The sequence below is a fragment of the Scandinavium sp. genome, from assembly GCF_051650185.1.
In the GTDB taxonomy this organism is placed as follows: domain Bacteria; phylum Pseudomonadota; class Gammaproteobacteria; order Enterobacterales; family Enterobacteriaceae; genus Scandinavium.
In genome coordinates this window covers 43855-64370 of the sequence record NZ_JBOFIN010000071.1, presented here as the reverse complement: position 1 = coordinate 64370, position 20516 = coordinate 43855, and the positions used below count along the sequence as shown (strand labels likewise).

Here is a 20516-nt window from a genome sequence, read left to right as displayed (position 1 = left end):
GTCCCACCTGACCCCATGCCGAACTCAGAAGTGAAACGCCGTAGCGCCGATGGTAGTGTGGGGTCTCCCCATGTGAGAGTAGGGAACTGCCAGGCATCAAACAAGCAAGAACCCCGACCGAAAGGCCGGGGTTTTTTGCTTTTTATAATCCAGTACATCCGCTTAGCCTAATCAGGACATACGGCTTAAATCTTACTTACCTGGACGCTATCCACTGCTCAATAAAATCTGCAATCTCAAAGGTATTATTAAGATTCAGGCACGGCACTTTTACGTCTATATCAACATCGCTGGCAACAGCAACGACGTGCTCATCCAGTATTAATTCTTCAATTTGATGCCCTGATCCAGCCCGAAATAGCACTATTTTTGCGACAGCTTCGTGCTTGAACCCTTCCACGAGTACCAGATCCAGGGTTCTATGGTCCATTCTGCTGACCAGGTAACCCAGATCAGTCTCTTCCGCTTCAGGCGTTTCTGTCATTAAGGCCCAACGTTGGGTGCTGGCGACAATCGTTTGTGCCGCACCAGCTTTACGAAGCTCAAAGCTGTCTTTTCCCGGGGTATCAACATCCATCATGTGATGAGTATGTTTAATCAAACCCGGGCGTAATCCTCTTCTGCAAAGCTCCGGGATGAGGGATTTCAGCAATGTGGTTTTCCCGGTTCCGCTCCAGGCGGCTATGGCTAATATCGGGATCATGTTTTCTCCTGCATACGCTCTAGCTCTTCGAGGGAATTCACATTAGTAAATGCAGATTTCATGTCGCTAAAATCAACACTGTGGCCGCCCTCTTGCCGCAAAAAAGCCATTACCCGACGTTCACCGGTATTCAGATAATTTTCCAGCGCCGGGAGTACACTGCGATGTACCAAAGAAATGGCGGGATGATCGCGCTCTCCATCATGCGCCCAAACAACCAGTGCTTCTTTTATGTTCAGAAAGAAGCGTTCGCGTATGACGGTAGGGATGAAGGGTGTATCACAAGGACAAAACAGGAACCACTCACTCTCACTATTTTGGATAACCGAAAGCATGCCTGCCAGAGGACCACAATAATCACCGAGGCTGTCTTCTATCACGGGATAACCACTCTCCCGGTAAATATCGAGTGAGCGGTTAGCATTGATCATCAGTGAGTCCGTCTGGGTCAAAAGAGTGCGGGCGACATGCTGCCACAGCGGCATTCCGTTAAGTGTCTGTAATCCTTTATCCCGTCCACCCATTCGGCTTGCTTTGCCTCCAGCCAGCACGACACCGGTTACTTTTGGCCGTTGATTCACAAATATCGCCTCTTTTATTGTGGGTTTGACCCTGCTAACGTGTGATCCTTAAGCGTAAGGAGCAAATGAATGAAATGTAAACGTCTGAACGAAGTGATTGAACTCCTCCAGCCAGCCTGGCAAAAAGAGCCTGAGCTTAATCTGATGCAATTCTTGCAGAAACTGGCGAAGGAGTCAGGTTTTGACGGCGAGCTCACCGATCTTTCCGACGATATTCTGATTTATCACCTGAAAATGCGTGATTCCGCGAAAGACGCGGTGATCCCGGGTATTCAGAAAGATTATGAAGAAGATTTTAAAACCGCTTTACTGCGCGCCCGCGGCGTAATTAAAGAGTAAAAGCTTGTAAGCGGCGCCACCGAAAACGCTGTGAAATGATATCCTGAATCATTCGCAGTGATTTCCGGATAATCGGATGAACGATAAGGCTTTTACTTTCCAGACACTCCACCCGGATACCATCGTAGATGCCCTCTTCGATCAGGGCATACGGGTGGATTCCGGTCTGACGCCCCTTAACAGCTATGAGAATCGGGTCTGGCAATTTCAGGATGAAGACAGAAAGCGCTTCGTCGTGAAATTCTATCGCCCGCAGCGCTGGACGGCAGAGCAGATCCGCGAAGAGCATCAGTTTGCACTAGAGCTGCAAAATGATGATGTGCCTGTTGCTGCACCGCTGGTGTTTAACGGAGAAACTTTACTGACTCAGCAAGGTTTCTTCTTCACGGTATTTCCAAGTGTGGGTGGTCGTCAGTTCGAACCTGATAGCCTCGATCAAATGGAATGGGTTGGTCGTTATCTCGGCCGTTTGCATCAGACCGGGCGCAAAAAGCGTTTCGCTGCTCGCCCGGATATGGGTATCAACGAGTATTTGCTGGAACCCCGTCAGGTTTTTGAAACCACGCCGCTCATCCCTTCTTCATTGAAGATAAATTTCCTCAACGCGACAGATAAGCTTATTGATGCCGTTATGCAACAATGGCACTCGCGTTTCATTTCGCTGAGGCTGCATGGCGATTGCCATGCCGGGAATATTCTGTGGCGTGATGGGCCGATGTTTGTCGATCTGGATGATGCCCGAAACGGCCCTGCCGTTCAGGATTTGTGGATGCTGCTGCACGGCGATGTAGCCGAACGCAGAATGCAGCTTGATATCATCCTCGAAGCTTACGAAGAGTTCAGTTCTTTTGATGTCGCTGAGCTTGCCTTTATTGAACCGTTACGCGCGATGCGTATGGTTTATTACCTGGCGTGGTTAATCCGACGCTGGGAAGATCCTGCGTTCCCGGTCAACTTCCCCTGGCTTACCGAGGAAGATAACTGGCGCAGACAAACCCAAATGTTTTTAGAACAAGTCAGGGTTCTTCAGGAACCCCCATTACAGTTAACGCCAATGTATTAACAGGCATTTTCAGGAGAGTATTAGCAATGAAAAAGATTTTGCTGGCGCTGGCAGGCATGATTCTGGCATTCAGCGCATCAGCGGCGCAAATCACCGAGGGCAAACAGTACACCACTCTGGAGAAGCCTGTTGCCGGTGAACCGCAAGTTCTGGAGTTCTTCTCCTTCTACTGCCCGCACTGCTACCAGTTCGAGCAGGTGCTGCACGTGTCCGACACCGTGAAGAAGAAGCTGCCTGAAGGCACTAAAATGACCAAGTACCACGTTGAGTTCCTGGGCCCATTGGGTAAAGAACTGACTCAAGCCTGGGCTGTGGCCATCGCGTTGGGCGTGGAAGATAAGATCACTTCTCCAATGTTTGAAGCCGTGCAGAAAACGCAGACTGTTCAGACTGTTGCGGATATCCGCCAGGTATTCATCGATGCCGGCGTAAAAGCAGAAGAGTATGACGCTGCCTGGAACAGCTTTGTCGTGAAATCCCTGGTGGCTCAGGAAGAGAAAGCGGCTGCCGATCTGCAGCTGCAAGGCGTCCCTGCTATGTACGTTAACGGTAAATATCAGGTGAACCCTCAGGGCATGGACACCAGCAACATGGACGTCTTTGTTCAACAGTATGCGGATACCGTGAAGCAGCTGGTTGAGAAAAAATAAAAAACGCCGGCATTCGCCAGCGTTGTCATCAGGAGCCTCACCGCACGGTGGGGCTTTTTTATTGCCCGGACTTTATCTCTTCAATCTGATTGTCTTTCTCAACCCACAGGGTGTTCAGCCAAAGCTGAAAGCCTCGTTTGAAGTTCTTATCATTAACGTAGTCACCATGCAGCTCTTCAGCGACTGGCATCAAATCAACACGAACAACGATGCGGGTGAGCTTGCCGCTCAGCATATCAAAAAAAGGCGTCTTATCATTTTCCGGATAGCAGAGCGTCACGTTCATTAGCTTATCAAACTGGCTGCCCAGCACGTTCAGCGCCATGGCAATTCCTGCTGCCTTGGGGGGAAGCAGATGGCGATAAGGAGAGCGTGTCTCCTGACGTTTTTCTTCCGTAAAACGGGAGCCTTCCACAAAGTTAACAATCGTTGTCGGATGCTTGCGGAATTTCTCGCAGGAACGGCGGGTGGTTTCCACATCTTTCCCGCGGCGCTCTGGATGGCGAATCAGGTAGCTTCTGGAATAGCGGCGCATAAAAGGCATATCCAACGCCCAGCACGCCAGGCCGATAAACGGCACCCAGGCCAGCTGTTGCTTCAGGAAGTACTTGTTCATGGGGATGTGCTTACGGAAAAGTACGCACAGCACCACGATATCCGCCCAGCTACGATGATTACAGATAAGCAAATACCAGTTTTTCTTGTTCAGGCCTTCAAGGCCTTCCACATCCCATTTCAGCCAGGGATTCAGGTGCAGCAGTAGCGCCAGCCCGGAACACCAGCAATACATCATCAGATTGCAGAAAGCCGAGACGGAGCGCCATACAAAGGGAACGGGCAGCAACAGTTTAATGATCCCTGCCGCAATAATGGGCACGGAGCAAAGTACGGTCACAATAATGGTAAGGGCAATACTCAGCGGAAGCGTTATCGCAGCGAGTAATCTCGACATAATCAATTTATTCAGATAGTTAATTGTATAAAGCGCGGGTTTCACAGGCGCAAGGCGCTGATTTTACCAGAAATCACACCTAAAGACGGGTCTTACCAGAGCAGAAAAATAAGCATGAGTTATATCCACATGGCTCAAATTGTCACCAGTCATGGGGATATAAGCAGGGGTTTATCTTAACGCTATGAAAATTAAAATAAATATTGTTACATTGTTCGTGAGGTGCGCAAGAGTAACCCGGCGGAATAAAACTATGCACAAACTTATCCACAGGATGGTTTTGCGAGCGATCCAGAGGATCTCCAAATCTTTTAGCGCAATGGCAGTGAAAAACTCATGTTTTAGCGCTGTCTGTGGCATCCTTTATCCCTAATCTGATAAACAGGCACGGAAATTATGGCTCAGATCCAAGAAAACCCCCTCATCCTGGTTGATGGCTCATCCTATCTCTACCGCGCATATCATGCGTTTCCTCCGTTGACCAACAGCGCAGGCGAACCGACAGGGGCCATGTATGGCGTACTGAATATGCTGCGTAGTTTGATCCTGCAGTATCAGCCAAGCCATGCGGCGGTCGTCTTTGATGCCAAAGGAAAAACGTTCCGTGACGAACTGTTTGAGCATTACAAATCACATCGCCCACCGATGCCTGACGATCTGCGTGCTCAGATAGAGCCGCTGCATGCGATGGTAAAAGCGATGGGTTTACCGCTGCTGGCTGTTTCTGGCGTTGAGGCAGATGACGTTATCGGCACACTGGCGCGTGAAGCGGAAAAAGCAGGCCGTCCGGTGCTGATCAGTACGGGCGACAAAGATATGGCGCAACTGGTAACGCCAGGCATCACGCTCATCAATACCATGACGAACACCGTGCTGGGGCCGGATGAAGTCGTTGCCAAGTACGGCGTGCCGCCAGAGCTGATTATCGATTTCCTCGCGCTGATGGGCGATTCCTCGGACAACATTCCCGGAGTGCCTGGCGTGGGTGAAAAAACCGCGCAAGCTCTTTTGCAAGGGTTGGGGGGGCTGGATACGCTCTATGCTGAACCTGAAAAGATTGCCGGTCTGACCTTCCGTGGCGCCAAAACCATGGCCGCGAAGCTTGAACAGAATAAAGAGATGGCTTACCTCTCTTACAAGCTTGCCACCATCAAAACAGATGTTGAGCTGGAGTTGACCTGCGAGCAGCTCGAAGTCCAGCAGCCGGCAGCGGATGAACTGCTTGGCCTGTTCAAACAGTATGAATTCAAGCGCTGGATAACGGATGTTGAAACGGGTAAATGGATGCAGGCAAAAGGCAGCAAACCTTCTGCTGTACCGTCAGCGGTGGCGGCTGCCGCGGCTGAAGAAGAAGTCGATGAGCCTGCGACCTCGCTCTCTTCTGAACACTACGTCACCATTCTCGATGAAGAAACGCTGAAGCAGTGGATTGAGAAACTGAAGAAAGCGCCCGTTTTCGCCTTTGATACTGAAACAGACAGCCTGGATAACATCTCTGCCAACATGGTGGGGCTGTCTTTTGCCGCAGAACCGGGCGTGGCAGCCTATGTGCCCGTCGCACATGACTATCTTGATGCACCTGAACAGATTTCTCGCTCACGAGTACTGGAATTATTAAAGCCGCTTTTGGAAGACGAAACCTCTCTGAAGGTCGGGCAAAACCTGAAATACGATCGTGGCATTCTGGCCAACTATGGCATTGAGCTGCGCGGCATTGCGTTTGACACCATGCTCGAGTCCTACACGCTGGATAGCGTGGCAGGTCGTCACGACATGGACAGCCTGTCCGATCGCTGGCTGAAGCACAAAACCATTACCTTTGAAGAAATTGCCGGGAAAGGTAAAAACCAGCTGACGTTCAATCAGATAGCACTCGAAGAAGCGGGGCGTTACGCAGCAGAAGATGCAGACGTCACGCTCCAGCTGCATCTGAAAATGTGGCCAAAACTGCAGAAGCTCGAAGGCCCGGCCAATGTTTTCCAGACCATCGAAATGCCGCTGGTGACAGTGTTGTCACGCGTTGAGCGCAACGGTGTGAAGATTGATCCTGCCGTGCTGCACAACCACTCGGAAGAGATTGGTAAACGTCTGGTTGAGCTTGAACAGAAAGCGCATGACATTGCGGGTGAGCCGTTCAACCTCTCTTCACCGAAACAGCTTCAAACGATTCTGTTTGAGAAACAAGGCATTAAGCCGCTGAAGAAAACACCGGGCGGCGCACCGTCGACATCGGAAGAAGTGCTTGAGGAGCTGGCGCTGGATTACCCGCTGCCGAAAGTTATTCTCGAATACCGTGGGCTTGCGAAGCTGAAGTCGACCTACACCGATAAGCTGCCGTTGATGATCAACCCAAAAACAGGGCGAGTGCATACGTCCTATCATCAGGCCGTGGCAGCAACCGGTCGTCTCTCTTCCACCGATCCGAACCTGCAAAACATTCCGGTGCGTAATGAAGAAGGGCGTCGTATTCGTCAGGCGTTTATTGCCCCGGAAGATTATCTGATTGTTTCGGCGGACTACTCGCAGATTGAACTGCGTATTATGGCGCATCTCTCTCGCGACAAAGGGTTATTAACCGCCTTTGCGGAAGGTAAAGACATTCACCGCGCGACAGCGGCGGAAGTGTTTGGCATCCCACTGGATAACGTCACGAATGAGCAGCGCCGCAGTGCAAAAGCCATTAACTTCGGCCTGATTTACGGGATGAGTGCTTTCGGGCTTTCACGCCAGCTCAATATTCCGCGTAAAGAGTCGCAGAAGTATATGGATCTCTATTTCGAGCGTTATCCGGGCGTGCTCGACTATATGGAGCGTACCCGCGCGCAGGCTAAAGATCAGGGTTATGTCGAAACGCTGGAAGGTCGCCGTCTTTATTTACCGGGCATTAAAGCCAGCAATGCCGCTTTGCGTGCCGGTGCGGAGCGTGCGGCCATCAACGCCCCAATGCAGGGTACCGCCGCTGACATCATCAAACGCGCCATGATTGCTGTTGATGGCTGGCTGCAGAAAGAGCAACCCCGCGTCCGCATGATCATGCAGGTGCACGATGAACTGGTGTTCGAAGTGCATAAAGATGACCTTAAAGCCGTGTCGAAGAAGATTCATGAGCTGATGGAAAACAGCATGAAGCTGGATGTTCCGCTGCTGGTGGAAGTGGGCAGTGGTGAGAACTGGGATCAGGCGCATTAACGCCGATGGGCAGGCTAAATGATCAGCAAATATGCGCGATTTTAGACCTGCTTATTGGTTGGCACTTTTTGCAAGTAAGCAACATAACTTATAGCGTTTTGTGATGATCATCGGAATTCGCTATGTAAAGAGTGAAAAAAAACTACAAAAAGTGCTTTGTGGCCTGCGAAAAAAAGAGTAGAGTTATTCGCGTAGGGTACAGAGGTAAGATGTTCTATCTTTCAGACCTTTTACTTCACGTAATCGGATTTGGCTGAATATTTAGCCGCCCCAGTCAGTAATGACTGGGGCGTTTTTTATTGCGCGAAAGAAAAGAAAAAGCGCGGAAATTACCGCGCTCTGTCTAATTTTCTGCTGGGATAAAAAACGAATTACGCTTCGCTCTCTTCTTCCTGCTGTGGGGCAATCTCGCTATACCAGGTATCCAGCTTCTGACGCAGTTTATCCACGCCCAGCTTCTTCAGTGAAGAGAATGCTTCGACCTGAATGTCGCCGTTAAAGTCCTTCACGGCTTCACGCACCATGTTCAGCTGCGCTTTACGCGCGCCGCTCGCCAGCTTATCTGCTTTGGTCAGCAGAACCAGTACTTCAATATTGCTGTCGACGGCCCATTCAATCATCTGCCGGTCGAGATCTTTCAGCGGATGACGAATATCCATCAGCACCACCAGACCTTTCAGGCACAGGCGTTTTTCCAGATATTCGCCCAGTGCGCGCTGCCATTTCAGCTTCATCTCTTCCGGAACTTCGGCATAGCCGTAACCCGGTAAGTCGACCACGCGTTTGCCTTCAGTCACTTCAAACAGGTTGATGAGCTGAGTACGGCCAGGCGTTTTAGAGGTACGCGCAAGGCTCTTTTGATTGGTCAGGGTATTCAGGGCGCTCGATTTACCTGCATTGGAGCGGCCAGCAAATGCCACTTCAATTCCGGTATCGGAAGGTAAGTGGCGAATATCAGGCGCACTGAGAACAAAATGCGTCTGTTGATAGTTCAGGTTGATCAAGGGTCGTCTCCATAAAATCGGGCTATGCGGGGGAGTATACCTGAACAACAGCAAAAGGCGGCGTTTGTCCTGTGGGTGCGGTGTAAGTATTAACCCTGGGCTTTGTGAGACATTTGCCATTGTCGCTATGGGAGATTTAGGAGAAGTTGCAGATGAAATTTTTATCGATTTTATTTAAATCAATACGTTATGTGTTTGGACTAATCTGAAAATTGATCTTTTTACCGGTGAGTTGCTTGTCTGAATATCATAACAAGGTAAAGTAGCGGTCATCAGGCGGGGATGCCGGAAAGGATAAAGACTCAGGACGAGGGTCAGGAGCGCCAGGAGGCGAAGACGAAGGAACTGCCAGGAGGCAAACGTCCGGAGACGTTGTAAAGGGATAAGGATTACGACACGGAGTGTTCAGTGCCAAGGGAAAAACAGGGTGCGTTGTTGGCAGACACGGAATGTGTGACCCGTTAAGGGTTGTGAGTCAAGAAAAAGGCGGCAGATTACTCTGTCGCCTTTTTTCTTTGTCTGCTTTCTGCTAGATTCCGGCTCAATTCTATACTGAAGAAAACAACGTAAGACACCTCATCATGAAAAAACCAACATCCGCACCGCGCAGCAAAGCACCTGGTAAAGCCCGTCGTAAGACGCGCGAAGAGCTGAATCAGGAAGCGCGCGACCGTAAACGCGATAAGAAGCATCGTGGTCACGCTGCAGGCAGCCGCGCGAACGGCGGTGAGGCAAACGCGGCTGGCAAAAAACAGGGCCAGCAAAAAGATCCGCGTATTGGCAGTAAAACCCCAATCCCATTGGGCGCAACCGAGCGTCCGGTGACCAGGCAGCACAAACCGAAGAGCGAGAAACCTATGCTTTCACCGCAGGCCGAGCTGGATTTACTGGAAAATGATGAGCGCCTGGATGCGCTGCTGGAACGTCTGGAAGAGGGCGAGGCCCTTAGCGCAGACGAGCAATCCTGGGTTGATGCCAAACTGGATCGCATTGATGAACTGATGCAACAACTGGGCCTTTCCTACGACGACGATGAAGACGAAGAGGAAGAAGAAGGCAAAGAAGACATGATGCGTCTGCTGCGAGGCGGAAACTAACGTTTGCACCCACTCGGGCTCCCCGTCCTGCTTATAACCCTTTTGGTTGTATGTTATCTGGGGTGGTTATTCGTTAAACTACGGCGGTTGTCGCGGCGTCAACAGTGGCTGCGCAACCGGCTTATTGTCCGATCTCCGGGCAAGCCGGCACGCCGCCGTTCGCGATACCACCGGAAGGAGTAAGCATGTCTGAGCAGTTAATCGACTGGGATTTGGCCCTGATCCAGAAGTACAACTATTCCGGGCCACGTTATACCTCATACCCCACCGCGCTGGAGTTTTCAGAGAGCTTCGGCGAGGCAGATTTCCAACAAGCGGTTGCCCGCTACCCTGAGCGCCCGCTTTCGCTGTACGTCCATATCCCGTTTTGCCACAAGCTCTGCTATTTCTGTGGCTGCAATAAAATCGTTACCCGCCAGCAACACAAAGCCGATCAGTATCTGGATGCGCTTGAGCAGGAAATCCTGCATCGCGCTCCGTTATTTGCCGGGCGTAAAGTCAGCCAACTGCACTGGGGCGGCGGAACGCCAACTTATCTGAATAAGGCGCAGATTAGCCGCCTGATGCAGCTCCTGCGTGGGCATTTTGATTTTCAGCCTGAGGCGGAGATCTCCATTGAAGTCGACCCCCGTGAAATCGAACTCGATGTGCTCGACCATATGCGTAGCGAAGGCTTCAATCGCCTGAGCATGGGCGTGCAGGACTTCAACAAAGAAGTGCAGCGTCTGGTTAACCGTGAGCAGGATGAAGACTTTATCTTCGCACTGCTCAATCATGCGCGTGAGATTGGCTTTACCTCAACTAACATCGATCTGATTTATGGCCTGCCAAAGCAGACGCCGGAGAGTTTTGCGTTCACGTTGAGCCGGGTGGCGGAACTCAATCCCGATCGTCTCAGCGTCTTCAACTACGCGCACCTGCCAACGCTCTTTGCCGCCCAGCGTAAGATCAAAGATGCGGATTTGCCGTCGGCACAGCAAAAGCTCGATATTTTGCAGGAAACCATCACCTCGCTGACGGATGCAGGCTACCAGTTTATTGGGATGGATCACTTTGCTCGCCCGGACGATGAACTGGCCGTGGCGCAGCGTGAAGGCGTGCTACATCGGAACTTCCAGGGCTACACCACTCAGGGTGACAGCGATCTGCTGGGGCTTGGTGTGTCGGCCATCAGCATGCTGGGCGACTGCTACGCGCAGAACCAGAAAGAGCTCAAAAGCTACTATCAGCAGGTTGATGAAAGCGGTAACGCGCTGTGGCGTGGGATTGCACTGACGCAAGACGATTGCATTCGTCGCGACGTCATTAAGTCACTTATCTGTAATTTCCGTCTCGATTTTGCCGACGTTGAAAAGGCGTGGGATCTGAACTTCCAGAACTACTTTGCTGAAGATTTGGCGCTGTTAGCGCCACTGGCCAAAGATGGGCTGGTGGACGTCAAAGAAAAGGGCATTCAGGTGACAGGGAAAGGGCGCTTGCTGATCCGCAATATCTGCATGTGCTTCGACACGTATTTGCGTCAGAAGGCGCGCTTACAGCAGTTCTCTCGCGTTATTTAAATGATCCCCCGGTGGCGCTGCCGCTTACCGGGGCTACCGTTTTCGTAGGCCGGGTCAGCGACAGCGCCACCCGGCAATATCATTACTCCATTCCCAGCTCTTTCAGCTTGCGGGTCAGGGTGTTTCGCCCCCAGCCCAGCAAACGCGCCGCTTCCTGTTTGTGCCCCTGAGTATGACGCAGCGCGGTGGTGAGCAACGTACGCTCCATTTCCGGTTGAGCTTCAGACAGCAGGTTTTGATGACCGGAACGCAGCGCCCGATCGGCCCACTGTGCCAACAGCGTGGCCCAGTTATCAGGCAGCGAATGGGAAGGGCTGTCGGGCACCGTGCTTTCAAACAGCTCAGCGGGTAAATCCTGGATCAACACTTCCTGGCCTGCGGCCATCACCGTCAGCCAGCGACAGGTGTTTTCCAGCTGACGCACGTTCCCCGGCCAGGCCACACGTGTTAACGCCGCTTCGGTTTCGGCATGCAGCAGTTTGGCTTCTACGCCAAGTTCCCGAGCCGCCACTTGCAGGAAGTGACGCGCCAGACGCGGAATGTCTTCACGGCGCTCGCGCAGCGGTGGCAGGTGCACACGGATGACGTTCAGGCGGTGGAATAAATCCTCACGGAATTTCCCTTCCTGAACGCGCAGCTCCAGGTTCTGGTGAGTTGCGGCAATAATACGCACGTCCACTTTTACCGGTGCATAACCGCCAACACGATAAAACTGCCCGTCCGCCAGAACGCGCAACAGGCGAGTCTGGACATCCAGCGGCATATCGCCGATTTCATCGAGGAACAGCGTGCCGCCATCGGCCTGTTCAAAGCGACCCTGGCGAATCGTATTTGCGCCGGTGAACGCGCCTTTTTCATGACCGAACAACTCAGACTCAATTAAATCTTTCGGGATCGCCGCCATGTTGAGCGCGATAAACGGCGCTTTCACACGTGGGCTGTGGCGATGCAGGGCGTGAGCGACCAGCTCTTTACCCGTCCCGGACTCACCGTTAATCAGAACGCTAATGGAAGAACGCGAAAGACGGCCGATAATGCGAAACACGTCCTGCATCGCTGGCGCTTCACCAATGATGTCGGTTGTTGGGCCGAATACCGGCGCGTTGCGCGGCTGCTGCTGTTCCTGATAATGGCTGATAGCACGCTCAACCAGCGCCACCGCTTCATCGATATCAAACGGTTTTGGCAGATAGTCAAAAGCCCCTTGCTGATAGGCGCTGACGGCGGCATCCAGATCGGAATGGGCAGTCATTATGATGACCGGCAGCATCGGATGGCGCTGTTTGATTTGCTTTAGCAACGCCAACCCATCCATGCCCGGCATACGAATATCAGACAGTAAAACGTCCGGCGTTTTGCTCGCCAGAGCATCCAGCACTTCGCTGCCGCTTTCAAAGGTAGTACAGGTCAATCCTGCCCCGGTGAGTGCACGTTCAAGCACCCAACGGATGGAGCTATCGTCATCAACAATCCAGACTATCCCGCGTTGCATACAATGCACCTCTATTTCCGAATGGGCAGGTAAACCGAAAATTCGGTATGGCCCGGCCAACTGGTGAATTCAATTTTACCGGAGTGTTGGTCGATCAAATTACGGGCGATGGATAACCCCAGCCCGGTGCCGCCTTCGCGACCACTGACCATGGGATAAAACAGCGTATCCTGCAGGTGCGAAGGAATACCCGGCCCGTTATCTTCCACATCAATACGAGCCGCCAGGCGATAGCGCACACCATGCAGCGTGAGCTGGAACGCGGTTCGGGTGCGAAGAATAATTTCGCCACCTTCAGGCCCCAATGCCTGGAGGGCATTACGCACGATATTCAGCAAAACTTGCTCAACCTGGTCTGGATCGTGCGGTAATTCAGGTAAACTTGGGTCGTAATCACGCGTCAGACGTACGTTGTCCGGCAACTCCATCGACACCAGTTTCACCACCCGCTCAGCCACTTTGTGAATGCTTTCGGTGACGTGCATCCCTGGCTGCTGTGGCCCAAGCAGACGGTCAACCAGATTGCGCAGCCTGTCGGCCTGCTCAATGATCACTTTGGTGTATTCCAGCAGCGATGGATCAGGCAGCGCCTTGCTGAGCAGCTGTGCGGCGCCACGCAGGCCACCCAGCGGGTTTTTAATCTCATGGGCAAGCCCTCGCACTAAATCGCGAGCAGCGACCTGCTGAGCGTGCTGGAGCTGTTCCTGGCTCAGGCGTCGCTGGTTGTCCATCGGCGCCATCTCAAGCAGTATCAGGCCGTCTGGCAGCCTCTGAGCGGTCACCGAGAGAATGTGCGAGCGACCGTCAATCACCAGCGTCACTTCGTTGTCAGTGAAGCCCTGGCCTGCCTGCAGGCTTTCATGCATCAGGCCAATGTTCAGCGAAAAATAACTCAACAGTTCCGGTAACGGTGTCCCGAATAATTTACGAGAGCTTTGCGCCAGCAACTGCTGCGCCGCCGGGTTGGCGTAATGCACCGCCAGCTCGTCATCGACCAGTAAAATACTGTTGATTAAAGAATTGAGGATCTGCCCAGCATCGGGCAGCACGCCTGTTGCCATTCAGCAGTCTCCTGAAAGGTGTGCACCATTTTAGTGCATTATAGCGGTTTTCAGCCGTTAAGCGCCTGAAATCAGACTGTTGCTGGAGAAAAAAGCCCATCCGAAGATGGGCTGAAAGTTTCCACGGCAACAAAAAATGTCCTGGGCCCCGGCGAAAGTCATAAAGGCCACAGGAGTACTGCTAATTAAACGCTGTAGTACAGTTCGAACTCGACTGGGTGCGGAGTCATGCGCACGCGGTCGTTTTCTTCAACACGCAGAGCGATGTAAGCATCGATCGCGTCGTTAGTGAACACGCCGCCAGCCGTCAGGAACTCACGGTCCTGATCCAGTGCGTTGAGCGCTTCTTCCAGAGAGCCTGCAACCTGTGGGATCTCTTTCGCTTCTTCCGGCGGCAGGTCGTACAGGTTTTTGTCCATCGCTTCGCCTGGGTGGATCTTGTTCTTGATACCATCAAGACCGGCCATCAGCAGCGCAGCAAAGCACAGGTACGGGTTAGCCGCTGGGTCCGGGAAGCGCACTTCGATACGACGCGCTTTAGGAGAAGCTACCACTGGAATACGGATGGACGCAGAACGGTTACGGGCAGAGTAAGCCAGCATCACTGGTGCTTCGTAACCCGGGACCAGACGCTTGTAGGAGTTGGTGGTTGGGTTCGCCAGGGCGTTGATCGCTTTAGCGTGTTTGATCACGCCGCCAATGTAGTACAGCGCCTGCTCAGACAGACCTGCGTACTTGTCGCCAGAGAACAGGTTAGTGCCGTTCTTGGACAGAGACATGTGGCAGTGCATACCGGAACCGTTGTCGCCAAACATTGGTTTTGGCATGAAGGTCGCGGTTTTACCGAAACGGTGCGCCACGTTGTGCACAACGTATTTGTAGATCTGAATTTCGTCGGCTTTTTTGGTCATGGTGTTGAAGCGGGTTGCCACTTCGTTCTGACCAGCGGTGGCCACTTCGTGGTGGTGAGCTTCAACCACCAGGCCCATCTCTTCCATCACCAGACACATGGTGGAACGCAGATCCTGAGCAGAATCGACTGGAGGAACCGGGAAGTAACCGCCTTTTACTGCTGGACGGTGACCTTTGTTGCCACCTTCGTATTTGGTGGAGGTGTTCCATGCGCCTTCGATATCGTCGATAGCCACGTGGGAACCGTTGATGGCGCTGCCGAAGCGAACGTCATCAAACAGGAAGAATTCTGGTTCTGGCCCGAACAGAACGGTGTCCGCGATGCCCGTAGAGCGCAGGTACTCTTCAGCGCGTTTCGCGATGGAGCGCGGGTCACGGTCATAGCCTTGCAGCGTGCCGGGTTCCAGGATGTCACAGCGGATGATCAGCGTAGACTCTTCGAAGAACGGGTCAATGACAGCGGTAGAGGCGTCTGGCATCAGCACCATGTCGGATTCGTTAATGCCTTTCCAGCCACCGATAGAGGAGCCGTCAAACATTTTGCCTTCTTCGAAGAATTCGGCATTTACCTGATGAGCAGGGATAGTGACGTGCTGTTCTTTACCTTTGGTATCGGTGAAGCGCAGATCAACAAACTTCACTTCGTGCTCGTTCAGCATCGTCAAAACGTGTTCAGCGGACATACTTAAACTCTCCCGGATTTGTCATTGTCGTCGTGGTAACGAACTATTCTTGGCACTGCTAATGTGGCGTTGTTGCCGTAAAAAAGATAAAGCGAAAACTGTGCCAACTTTTAAATGCCCCCCAAAAGGCGGTATGATGCGCACCATAGTGCAAAAGTGCTGCACCATGATGGATATCTTGCACCAAAATAGTGCTCTCATGTAAATATTGGGCACTGTTTTGGTGCGATTTGAGTTATGGCGCTCTTTTTACTCTCCGTGAAAGCGATCACAGAGCAACTCTGCAATACTTGTTTGCGGGGGATGTTTGTGATCCTGTTTTGTAGCGCGATTAATCCGTGTACAATAACGCGCTATTTCTAAATGCCTGAGGCAAAGTTGTGATCGAAAATCTGCGTAATATCGCCATCATCGCGCACGTTGACCATGGTAAAACTACCCTGGTTGATAAGCTGCTGCAGCAATCCGGTACGTTCGATGCGCGTACTGAAGCACAAGAACGTGTGATGGACTCCAACGATTTGGAGAAAGAGCGTGGGATTACCATCCTCGCTAAAAACACCGCTATCAAATGGAATGACTACCGTATCAACATCGTTGATACCCCAGGCCACGCCGACTTCGGTGGTGAAGTTGAACGTGTTATGTCCATGGTAGATTCCGTGCTGCTGGTCGTTGACGCAATGGATGGCCCAATGCCGCAGACTCGCTTCGTGACCAAAAAGGCATTTGCCCACGGTCTGAAGCCGATTGTTGTTATTAACAAAGTTGACCGTCCAGGCGCGCGTCCTGACTGGGTTGTTGATCAGGTCTTCGACCTGTTCGTTAACCTCGACGCGACTGACGAGCAGCTCGACTTCCCTATCGTTTACGCTTCTGCGCTGAACGGTATCGCCGGTCTGGATCACGAAGATATGGCGGAAGACATGACCCCGCTGTATCAGACCATCGTTGACCGCGTTCCTGCGCCAAACGTTGACCTGGAAGGCACCCTGCAGATGCAGATCTCCCAGCTTGATTACAACAACTACGTTGGCGTAATCGGCATTGGTCGTATCAAGCGCGGTAAAGTGAAGCCGAACCAGCAGGTCACTATCATCGATAGCGAAGGCAAAACCCGTAATGGTAAAGTCGGTAAAGTCCTGACTCACCTGGGTCTTGAGCGTATCGAGAGCGACGTGGCTGAAGCGGGCGACATCATCGCCATCACCGGTCTGGGCGAGCTGAACATCTCTGACACCATCTGCGACCCGCAGGCGGTTGAAGCGCTGCCAGCGCTGTCTGTTGATGAACCAACCGTGACCATGTTCTTCAACGTCAACACCTCTCCGTTCTGTGGTAAAGAAGGTAAATACGTTACCTCCCGTCAGATCCTTGACCGCCTGAACAAAGAGCTGGTGCACAACGTTGCGCTGCGCGTTGAAGAAACGGAAGATGCGGATGCGTTCCGTGTTTCCGGTCGTGGTGAGCTGCACCTGTCTGTTCTTATCGAAAACATGCGTCGTGAAGGTTTCGAAATGGCGGTTTCCCGTCCGAAAGTAATCTTCCGCGAGCATGAAGGCCGTAAGCAAGAGCCATTCGAAAACGTGACGCTGGACGTTGAAGAGCAGCATCAGGGTTCCGTGATGCAGGCTCTGGGTGAGCGTAAAGGCGACCTGAAAAACATGAATCCAGATGGCAAAGGCCGCGTACGTCTCGACTACGTGATCCCAAGCCGTGGCCTGATCGGCTTCCGTAACGAATTCATGACCATGACTTCCGGTACTGGCCTGCTGTACTCCACCTTCAGCCACTACGACGACGTTCGTCCGGGCGAAGTGGGCCAGCGTCAGAACGGCGTACTGATCTCCAACGGCCAGGGTAAAGCAGTAGCGTTCGCTCTGTTCAGCCTGCAGGACCGCGGTAAGCTGTTCCTGGGTCACGGTGCAGAAGTTTACGAAGGCCAGATCATCGGTATTCACAGCCGTTCTAACGACCTGACTGTAAACTGCCTGACCGGTAAGAAACTGACCAACATGCGTGCGTCAGGTACTGACGAAGCAACGGTTCTGGTTCCACCAGTGAAGATGACCCTGGAGCAAGCTCTGGAGTTCATCGATGACGACGAACTGGTAGAAGTGACCCCGACTTCTGTCCGTATCCGTAAACGTCACCTGACTGAGAACGACCGTAAACGCGCTTCTCGTGGTCCTAAAGAAGATTAATTTTTTAATCTGAATGAAAAAAGCCGCTGATTTCAGCGGCTTTTTTATTGACGAAAAACAGATACCGCGCGCTTTGACGTACTTCAAACTTTTGCACACCGTCTGACTTCCCGTTTTGCCTCTTATCGCCCTGTCGTTGTCGGAGTTATCTCGCCTGTTTGTGATTCACCTCGTCAAAATCTGTCTCTTGCCGCTGACTGAGCCCAATTTTTTGTCATCCCTCTGCGCGCAAATTGGTTTTTTTATCACCGTTTATCCGTAATAGCCTTTGCTCAGACACATGCAAAGGAGTCTTGCGATGGCGAACGACATTATTTCTGAAGCGAATATTGAGTTAAAAGTCAGGGCAAACGACTGGCGTCATGCTATTCAACTGGCCGGCGATTTACTGACTCGCGGCGGTCACACCACCGACGAGTACACCCAGGAGATGATCCTGGCGGTGGAAACCCTCGGCCCTTATATCGTGGTCGCGCCGGGTATCGCGCTGGCCCATTCAAGACCGGCTCCCAGCGTCATGAAAACCGGTCTAAGTCTGACGACGCTTGTGGAGCCTATCAACTTCGGCAGCGAGGAAAACGATCCGGTGGAGATTGTTTTTGGCCTCTGCGCCACCGACAGCAACAACCACATCCAGATTATTTCCCGGCTGGTGGAGTTCCTGGACAGCGAAGAAAACATCGCATTTATCAAGCGTTGCACGGACCGTCGCGACGTTTATCTCGCCATTAACCGCGTTGAAGAAGGAGTCTGAAGATGAAAATTGTCTGCGTTTGCGGCATGGGCTTAGGGTCCAGCGTGATTGCCAAAATGAACATCGAACAGGTGCTTAAAAAAATGGATCTCTCGGCAACGGTCGATACCTGTGATTTGGGCAGTGTGCGCAGCGTGCATGCCGATTTGTATGTCACTACGCGCGAACTGGCAGTCAGCATGCCAGAGGAAATCCAGAGCAAAACCATCGTGCTGACTAACTTTGTTCGCAAAGTCGAAATTGAAAGCAGCATCGGCGACTACCTCAAAAATCTGGCGTAAGACCTGCCATAGAAGGTAACGACTATGAAAGAGATTGTCGGTTTTATTATTTTCCAGTTGCTCGATAAGGCCCCGTTATTTCTCGGCTTTATCGCGCTGATTGGGTTGATGCTTCAGGGAAAAAAAGCCAACGAGGTGATCGACGGCACCATTAAGACCATTATTGGGCTGCTGGTGATCACCATTGGCTCTGGCACGTTACTGAAATCCCTGACGCCGATTATGGGAAAACTGAACAGCACGCTGGGCATTCAGGGCGTGCTGCCTGCCAACGAAGCCGCGTTCGGTGTGGCGATGCTGCACTTTGCTAATGACGTCACCCTGACGTTCATTCTCGGCTTCCTGATCCATCTGCTGTTCGTCTGGATGATCCCGTTTAAGCGCTGCAAAAACGTCTATCTGACGGTCCATATTCAGCTGTTTCTGGCGACGTTTATGGTGGTGTCACTGCCGGGCGCGCTGGGGTTATCAGGCTTCCCGCTGATCATCACCGGCGCAGTGCTCTGTGCGCTGTACTGGACGCTTACACCGGCGATTACCCGTGCGCTCGCTCAGCACTTTATTGGAGACGACCTGACTCTCGGTCATAACCAGCAGGTGGGGGCGTGGGTGGCAAGCCGAATCGCGAAGGTATGCGGCAACCCGGATCAGGATGCCGAAGAGATGAAGCTGCCCGGCTTTCTGGCGATGTTCCGCGATAACACCATTTCGCTCTCCTTCCTGATGCCGCTGATTTTCCTCGGCATTGGCCTGGCGGTAGGCGCGGATGGCATTGGTCAACTGAGCGGCAATACCAACTGGGTGGTCTGGCTCATTATGGAAGGGCTGACCTTTACCGCAGGCGTGGTGATTTTGCTGGTGGGCGTACGCATGTTTATCGGCTCGATTGTGCCTGCGTTTAAAGGGATTTCCGACCGCCTGCTACCGGATGCGGTTCCCGCTCTCGACTGCCCGGCGCTGTTCCCGTACTCGCCAACCGGCGCAATGCTCGGCTTTATCGCCTCGGTGGCTGGTGCGCTGGTGGTGATGGGCGCAACTATCGCCTTTAACTGCCCCATTATTGTCTTCCCAAGCCCAATCATCATGTTCTTCGATGGCTGCACCATGGGCGTATTTGGCAACAAATACGGGGGCTACAAAGGCGCGCTGGCTGCGGGCTTTGTCACCAGCGTCATCGCTCATGCGGGCATCATTCTGCTCTACCCACTGATGGGCTCTCTGTTCGGTTCCGGGCTGATGTTCTCCAACATCGACTTCACCCTCGTCTGGTTACCGGTGTTGTATCTGCTGAAACTTGTTGGCGCCGCGTTTGGTCTGGTGCTGTAACTGTCATGGAGGTGGCAATGAAAATTCAACTGGCGCTCGATTTACTCGACCGTAATCAGGCTCTTGATGTGGTGCGCGCGGCAGGCCCGCACGTCGACATTATCGAAGTGGGCACCTCACTGCTGAAGCTGTGTGGTATTCAGATTGCCGCGGATATTCGTGAAATCTGCCCGGATAAGCCGCTGTTTCTGGATATGAAAATCATCGATGGCCCTGAGCGTGAAGCCACGCTGATGTCTAAATGCCAACCCGAGAATTATTCGATGCTGGCGGTGGCCAGCGACACGGCAGTGAAGAAAGTGCTGGCGATTGCAAAAGAGAACAAGGCGGAAGTGGTGTTCGATTTGCAGTCCGTACCGAACCCGGTGCAGCGTGCCAAAGAGCTGAAGGCGCTTGGTGTGACTCAGCTTTGCGTCCATAAAAATGCTGACTGCGGCGATAACCCCGAAGAAGCCTTCCGCGAGTTTCTCGATGTACGTGAGGTCACTGGCCTGCCCATTTCACTGGCGGGCGGCATTAACCTCAACACCCTTCCGATCATCAAAAAACAGCTGAACCCGGCTGTCGCCATCGTTGGCGGGGCGATCCTGAATGCGCCTGACTGCCGTGAAACCGCTATCGCCTTCCAGAAAATTGCCCGTTCCAGCGACGTTTAAGGAGAGAATC

19 protein-coding genes and 1 rRNA gene are annotated in these 20516 nt (G+C 52.5%); 13 read left to right on the top strand and 7 right to left on the bottom strand.

Annotation, left to right across the window (positions count from 1 at the left end; genetic code table 11):
• Window positions 1–95: ribosomal RNA gene (gene rrf / locus ACRCWW_RS09170) — 5S ribosomal RNA — on the top strand; the annotation flags it as partial.
• Window positions 96–196: 101 nt separating this feature from the next.
• Here the strand turns inward: rrf and mobB are convergent.
• Together mobB and mobA are read right to left on the bottom strand one after the other, a co-directional pair.
• Window positions 197–703, bottom strand: a complete 507-nt coding sequence (mobB, locus tag ACRCWW_RS09165) for a molybdopterin-guanine dinucleotide biosynthesis protein MobB (protein WP_438682137.1) — start codon at window positions 701–703, stop codon at window positions 197–199.
• Entirely contained in the window at window positions 700–1284 is a 585-nt protein-coding gene (gene mobA, locus ACRCWW_RS09160) for a molybdenum cofactor guanylyltransferase MobA (RefSeq protein ID WP_438682136.1), read from the bottom strand. Before mobA ends, mobB begins: the two co-directional genes overlap by 4 nt.
• A 69-nt stretch (window positions 1285–1353) precedes the next feature.
• Here mobA and ACRCWW_RS09155 point away from each other — a divergent pair, with 69 nt between their 5' ends.
• From ACRCWW_RS09155 to dsbA, 3 genes are all read left to right on the top strand, one after another.
• A complete protein-coding gene (locus ACRCWW_RS09155; protein WP_010436801.1) occupies window positions 1354–1623 on the top strand; it encodes a YihD family protein in 270 nt (89 codons plus the stop codon).
• A gap of 76 nt (window positions 1624–1699) precedes the next feature.
• The gene (locus tag ACRCWW_RS09150) at window positions 1700–2686 is read left to right on the top strand and encodes a serine/threonine protein kinase (protein WP_438682135.1); all 987 of its coding nucleotides are present in this window, start codon (window positions 1700–1702) and stop codon (window positions 2684–2686) included.
• A 26-nt stretch (window positions 2687–2712) separates the two neighbouring features.
• Window positions 2713–3336 (top strand): thiol:disulfide interchange protein DsbA, encoded by a 624-nt coding sequence (dsbA, locus tag ACRCWW_RS09145; RefSeq protein WP_438682134.1) that lies wholly within the window; start codon window positions 2713–2715, stop codon window positions 3334–3336.
• Window positions 3337–3394: 58 nt separating this feature from the next.
• Here dsbA and ACRCWW_RS09140 read toward each other — a convergent pair whose 3' ends face one another.
• Window positions 3395–4288 carry an acyltransferase gene (locus tag ACRCWW_RS09140; RefSeq protein ID WP_438682133.1) on the bottom strand — a complete coding sequence of 298 codons (894 nt, stop codon included), beginning with the start codon at window positions 4286–4288 and terminating at the stop codon, window positions 3395–3397.
• A 396-nt stretch (window positions 4289–4684) separates the two neighbouring features.
• On the opposite strand from ACRCWW_RS09140, the gene polA reads away from it, so the two are divergent.
• Window positions 4685–7477 carry a DNA polymerase I gene (polA, locus tag ACRCWW_RS09135; protein ID WP_438682132.1) on the top strand — a complete coding sequence of 931 codons (2793 nt, stop codon included), beginning with the start codon at window positions 4685–4687 and terminating at the stop codon, window positions 7475–7477.
• A gap of 209 nt (window positions 7478–7686) precedes the next feature.
• Window positions 7687–7734, top strand: coding sequence for a spot 42 RNA, inhibition of DNA synthesis (locus tag ACRCWW_RS09130; RefSeq protein ID WP_071892919.1), 48 nt, complete (start codon window positions 7687–7689; stop codon window positions 7732–7734).
• A 114-nt stretch (window positions 7735–7848) separates the two neighbouring features.
• On the opposite strand, the gene yihA is transcribed toward ACRCWW_RS09130, so the two are convergent.
• Window positions 7849–8481, bottom strand: coding sequence for a ribosome biogenesis GTP-binding protein YihA/YsxC (gene yihA / locus ACRCWW_RS09125; protein WP_438682131.1), 633 nt, complete (start codon window positions 8479–8481; stop codon window positions 7849–7851).
• Between the two features lie 581 nt (window positions 8482–9062).
• Between yihA and yihI the strand changes: the two genes are divergently transcribed.
• Both yihI and hemN read left to right on the top strand, forming a co-directional pair.
• Window positions 9063–9578 (top strand): Der GTPase-activating protein YihI, encoded by a 516-nt coding sequence (yihI, locus tag ACRCWW_RS09120; RefSeq protein ID WP_438682130.1) that lies wholly within the window; start codon window positions 9063–9065, stop codon window positions 9576–9578.
• Between the two features lie 185 nt (window positions 9579–9763).
• Window positions 9764–11137, top strand: coding sequence for an oxygen-independent coproporphyrinogen III oxidase (gene hemN / locus ACRCWW_RS09115; RefSeq protein WP_438682129.1), 1374 nt, complete (start codon window positions 9764–9766; stop codon window positions 11135–11137).
• 82 nt (window positions 11138–11219) lie between these two features.
• Here hemN and glnG read toward each other — a convergent pair whose 3' ends face one another.
• From glnG to glnA, 3 genes are all read right to left on the bottom strand, one after another.
• On the bottom strand, window positions 11220–12629 hold the full coding sequence (glnG, locus tag ACRCWW_RS09110; RefSeq protein ID WP_438682128.1) for a nitrogen regulation protein NR(I): 1410 nt from the start codon (window positions 12627–12629) through the stop codon (window positions 11220–11222).
• An 11-nt stretch (window positions 12630–12640) separates the two neighbouring features.
• Window positions 12641–13690: a nitrogen regulation protein NR(II) gene (glnL, locus tag ACRCWW_RS09105; protein WP_438682127.1), complete on the bottom strand. Its 1050-nt coding sequence runs from the start codon at window positions 13688–13690 to the stop codon at window positions 12641–12643.
• Between the two features lie 185 nt (window positions 13691–13875).
• On the bottom strand, window positions 13876–15285 hold the full coding sequence (gene glnA / locus ACRCWW_RS09100; protein WP_404658284.1) for a glutamate--ammonia ligase: 1410 nt from the start codon (window positions 15283–15285) through the stop codon (window positions 13876–13878).
• A gap of 380 nt (window positions 15286–15665) precedes the next feature.
• Here glnA and typA point away from each other — a divergent pair, with 380 nt between their 5' ends.
• The 5 genes from typA to ACRCWW_RS09075 all read left to right on the top strand — a co-directional run bounded on the left by typA (window position 15666) and on the right by ACRCWW_RS09075 (window position 20506).
• The gene (typA, locus tag ACRCWW_RS09095; RefSeq protein ID WP_438682126.1) at window positions 15666–17489 is read left to right on the top strand and encodes a ribosome-dependent GTPase TypA; all 1824 of its coding nucleotides are present in this window, start codon (window positions 15666–15668) and stop codon (window positions 17487–17489) included.
• A 298-nt stretch (window positions 17490–17787) separates the two neighbouring features.
• On the top strand, window positions 17788–18243 hold the full coding sequence (locus ACRCWW_RS09090; RefSeq protein WP_438682125.1) for a PTS sugar transporter subunit IIA: 456 nt from the start codon (window positions 17788–17790) through the stop codon (window positions 18241–18243).
• Window positions 18244–18245: 2 nt separating this feature from the next.
• Window positions 18246–18524, top strand: a complete 279-nt coding sequence (locus tag ACRCWW_RS09085) for a PTS sugar transporter subunit IIB (protein ID WP_438682124.1) — start codon at window positions 18246–18248, stop codon at window positions 18522–18524.
• A 24-nt stretch (window positions 18525–18548) separates the two neighbouring features.
• Window positions 18549–19850, top strand: coding sequence for a PTS ascorbate transporter subunit IIC (locus ACRCWW_RS09080; RefSeq protein WP_438682123.1), 1302 nt, complete (start codon window positions 18549–18551; stop codon window positions 19848–19850).
• Window positions 19851–19867: 17 nt separating this feature from the next.
• Window positions 19868–20506 carry an orotidine 5'-phosphate decarboxylase / HUMPS family protein gene (locus ACRCWW_RS09075; protein WP_438682122.1) on the top strand — a complete coding sequence of 213 codons (639 nt, stop codon included), beginning with the start codon at window positions 19868–19870 and terminating at the stop codon, window positions 20504–20506.
• Window positions 20507–20516 lie beyond the last annotated feature (10 nt).

Bases quoted from the DNA above. Each gene is read 5' to 3' on its own strand.
- ACRCWW_RS09140 (WP_438682133.1), bottom strand. From the start codon at position 4,288: ATGTCGAGATTACTCGCTGCGATAACGCTTCCGCTGAGTATTGCCCTT.
- glnL (WP_438682127.1), bottom strand. From the start codon at position 13,690: ATGGCAACAGGCGTGCTGCCCGATGCTGGGCAGATCCTCAATTCTTTA.
- ACRCWW_RS09090 (WP_438682125.1), top strand. From the start codon at position 17,788: ATGGCGAACGACATTATTTCTGAAGCGAATATTGAGTTAAAAGTCAGG.
- mobB (WP_438682137.1), bottom strand. From the start codon at position 703: ATGATCCCGATATTAGCCATAGCCGCCTGGAGCGGAACCGGGAAAACC.
- ACRCWW_RS09085 (WP_438682124.1), top strand. From the start codon at position 18,246: ATGAAAATTGTCTGCGTTTGCGGCATGGGCTTAGGGTCCAGCGTGATT.
- ACRCWW_RS09155 (WP_010436801.1), top strand. From the start codon at position 1,354: ATGAAATGTAAACGTCTGAACGAAGTGATTGAACTCCTCCAGCCAGCC.
- polA (WP_438682132.1), top strand. From the start codon at position 4,685: ATGGCTCAGATCCAAGAAAACCCCCTCATCCTGGTTGATGGCTCATCC.
- yihI (WP_438682130.1), top strand. From the start codon at position 9,063: ATGAAAAAACCAACATCCGCACCGCGCAGCAAAGCACCTGGTAAAGCC.
- ACRCWW_RS09150 (WP_438682135.1), top strand. From the start codon at position 1,700: ATGAACGATAAGGCTTTTACTTTCCAGACACTCCACCCGGATACCATC.
- hemN (WP_438682129.1), top strand. From the start codon at position 9,764: ATGTCTGAGCAGTTAATCGACTGGGATTTGGCCCTGATCCAGAAGTAC.
- ACRCWW_RS09080 (WP_438682123.1), top strand. From the start codon at position 18,549: ATGAAAGAGATTGTCGGTTTTATTATTTTCCAGTTGCTCGATAAGGCC.
- glnA (WP_404658284.1), bottom strand. From the start codon at position 15,285: ATGTCCGCTGAACACGTTTTGACGATGCTGAACGAGCACGAAGTGAAG.
- glnG (WP_438682128.1), bottom strand. From the start codon at position 12,629: ATGCAACGCGGGATAGTCTGGATTGTTGATGACGATAGCTCCATCCGT.
- dsbA (WP_438682134.1), top strand. From the start codon at position 2,713: ATGAAAAAGATTTTGCTGGCGCTGGCAGGCATGATTCTGGCATTCAGC.
- ACRCWW_RS09075 (WP_438682122.1), top strand. From the start codon at position 19,868: ATGAAAATTCAACTGGCGCTCGATTTACTCGACCGTAATCAGGCTCTT.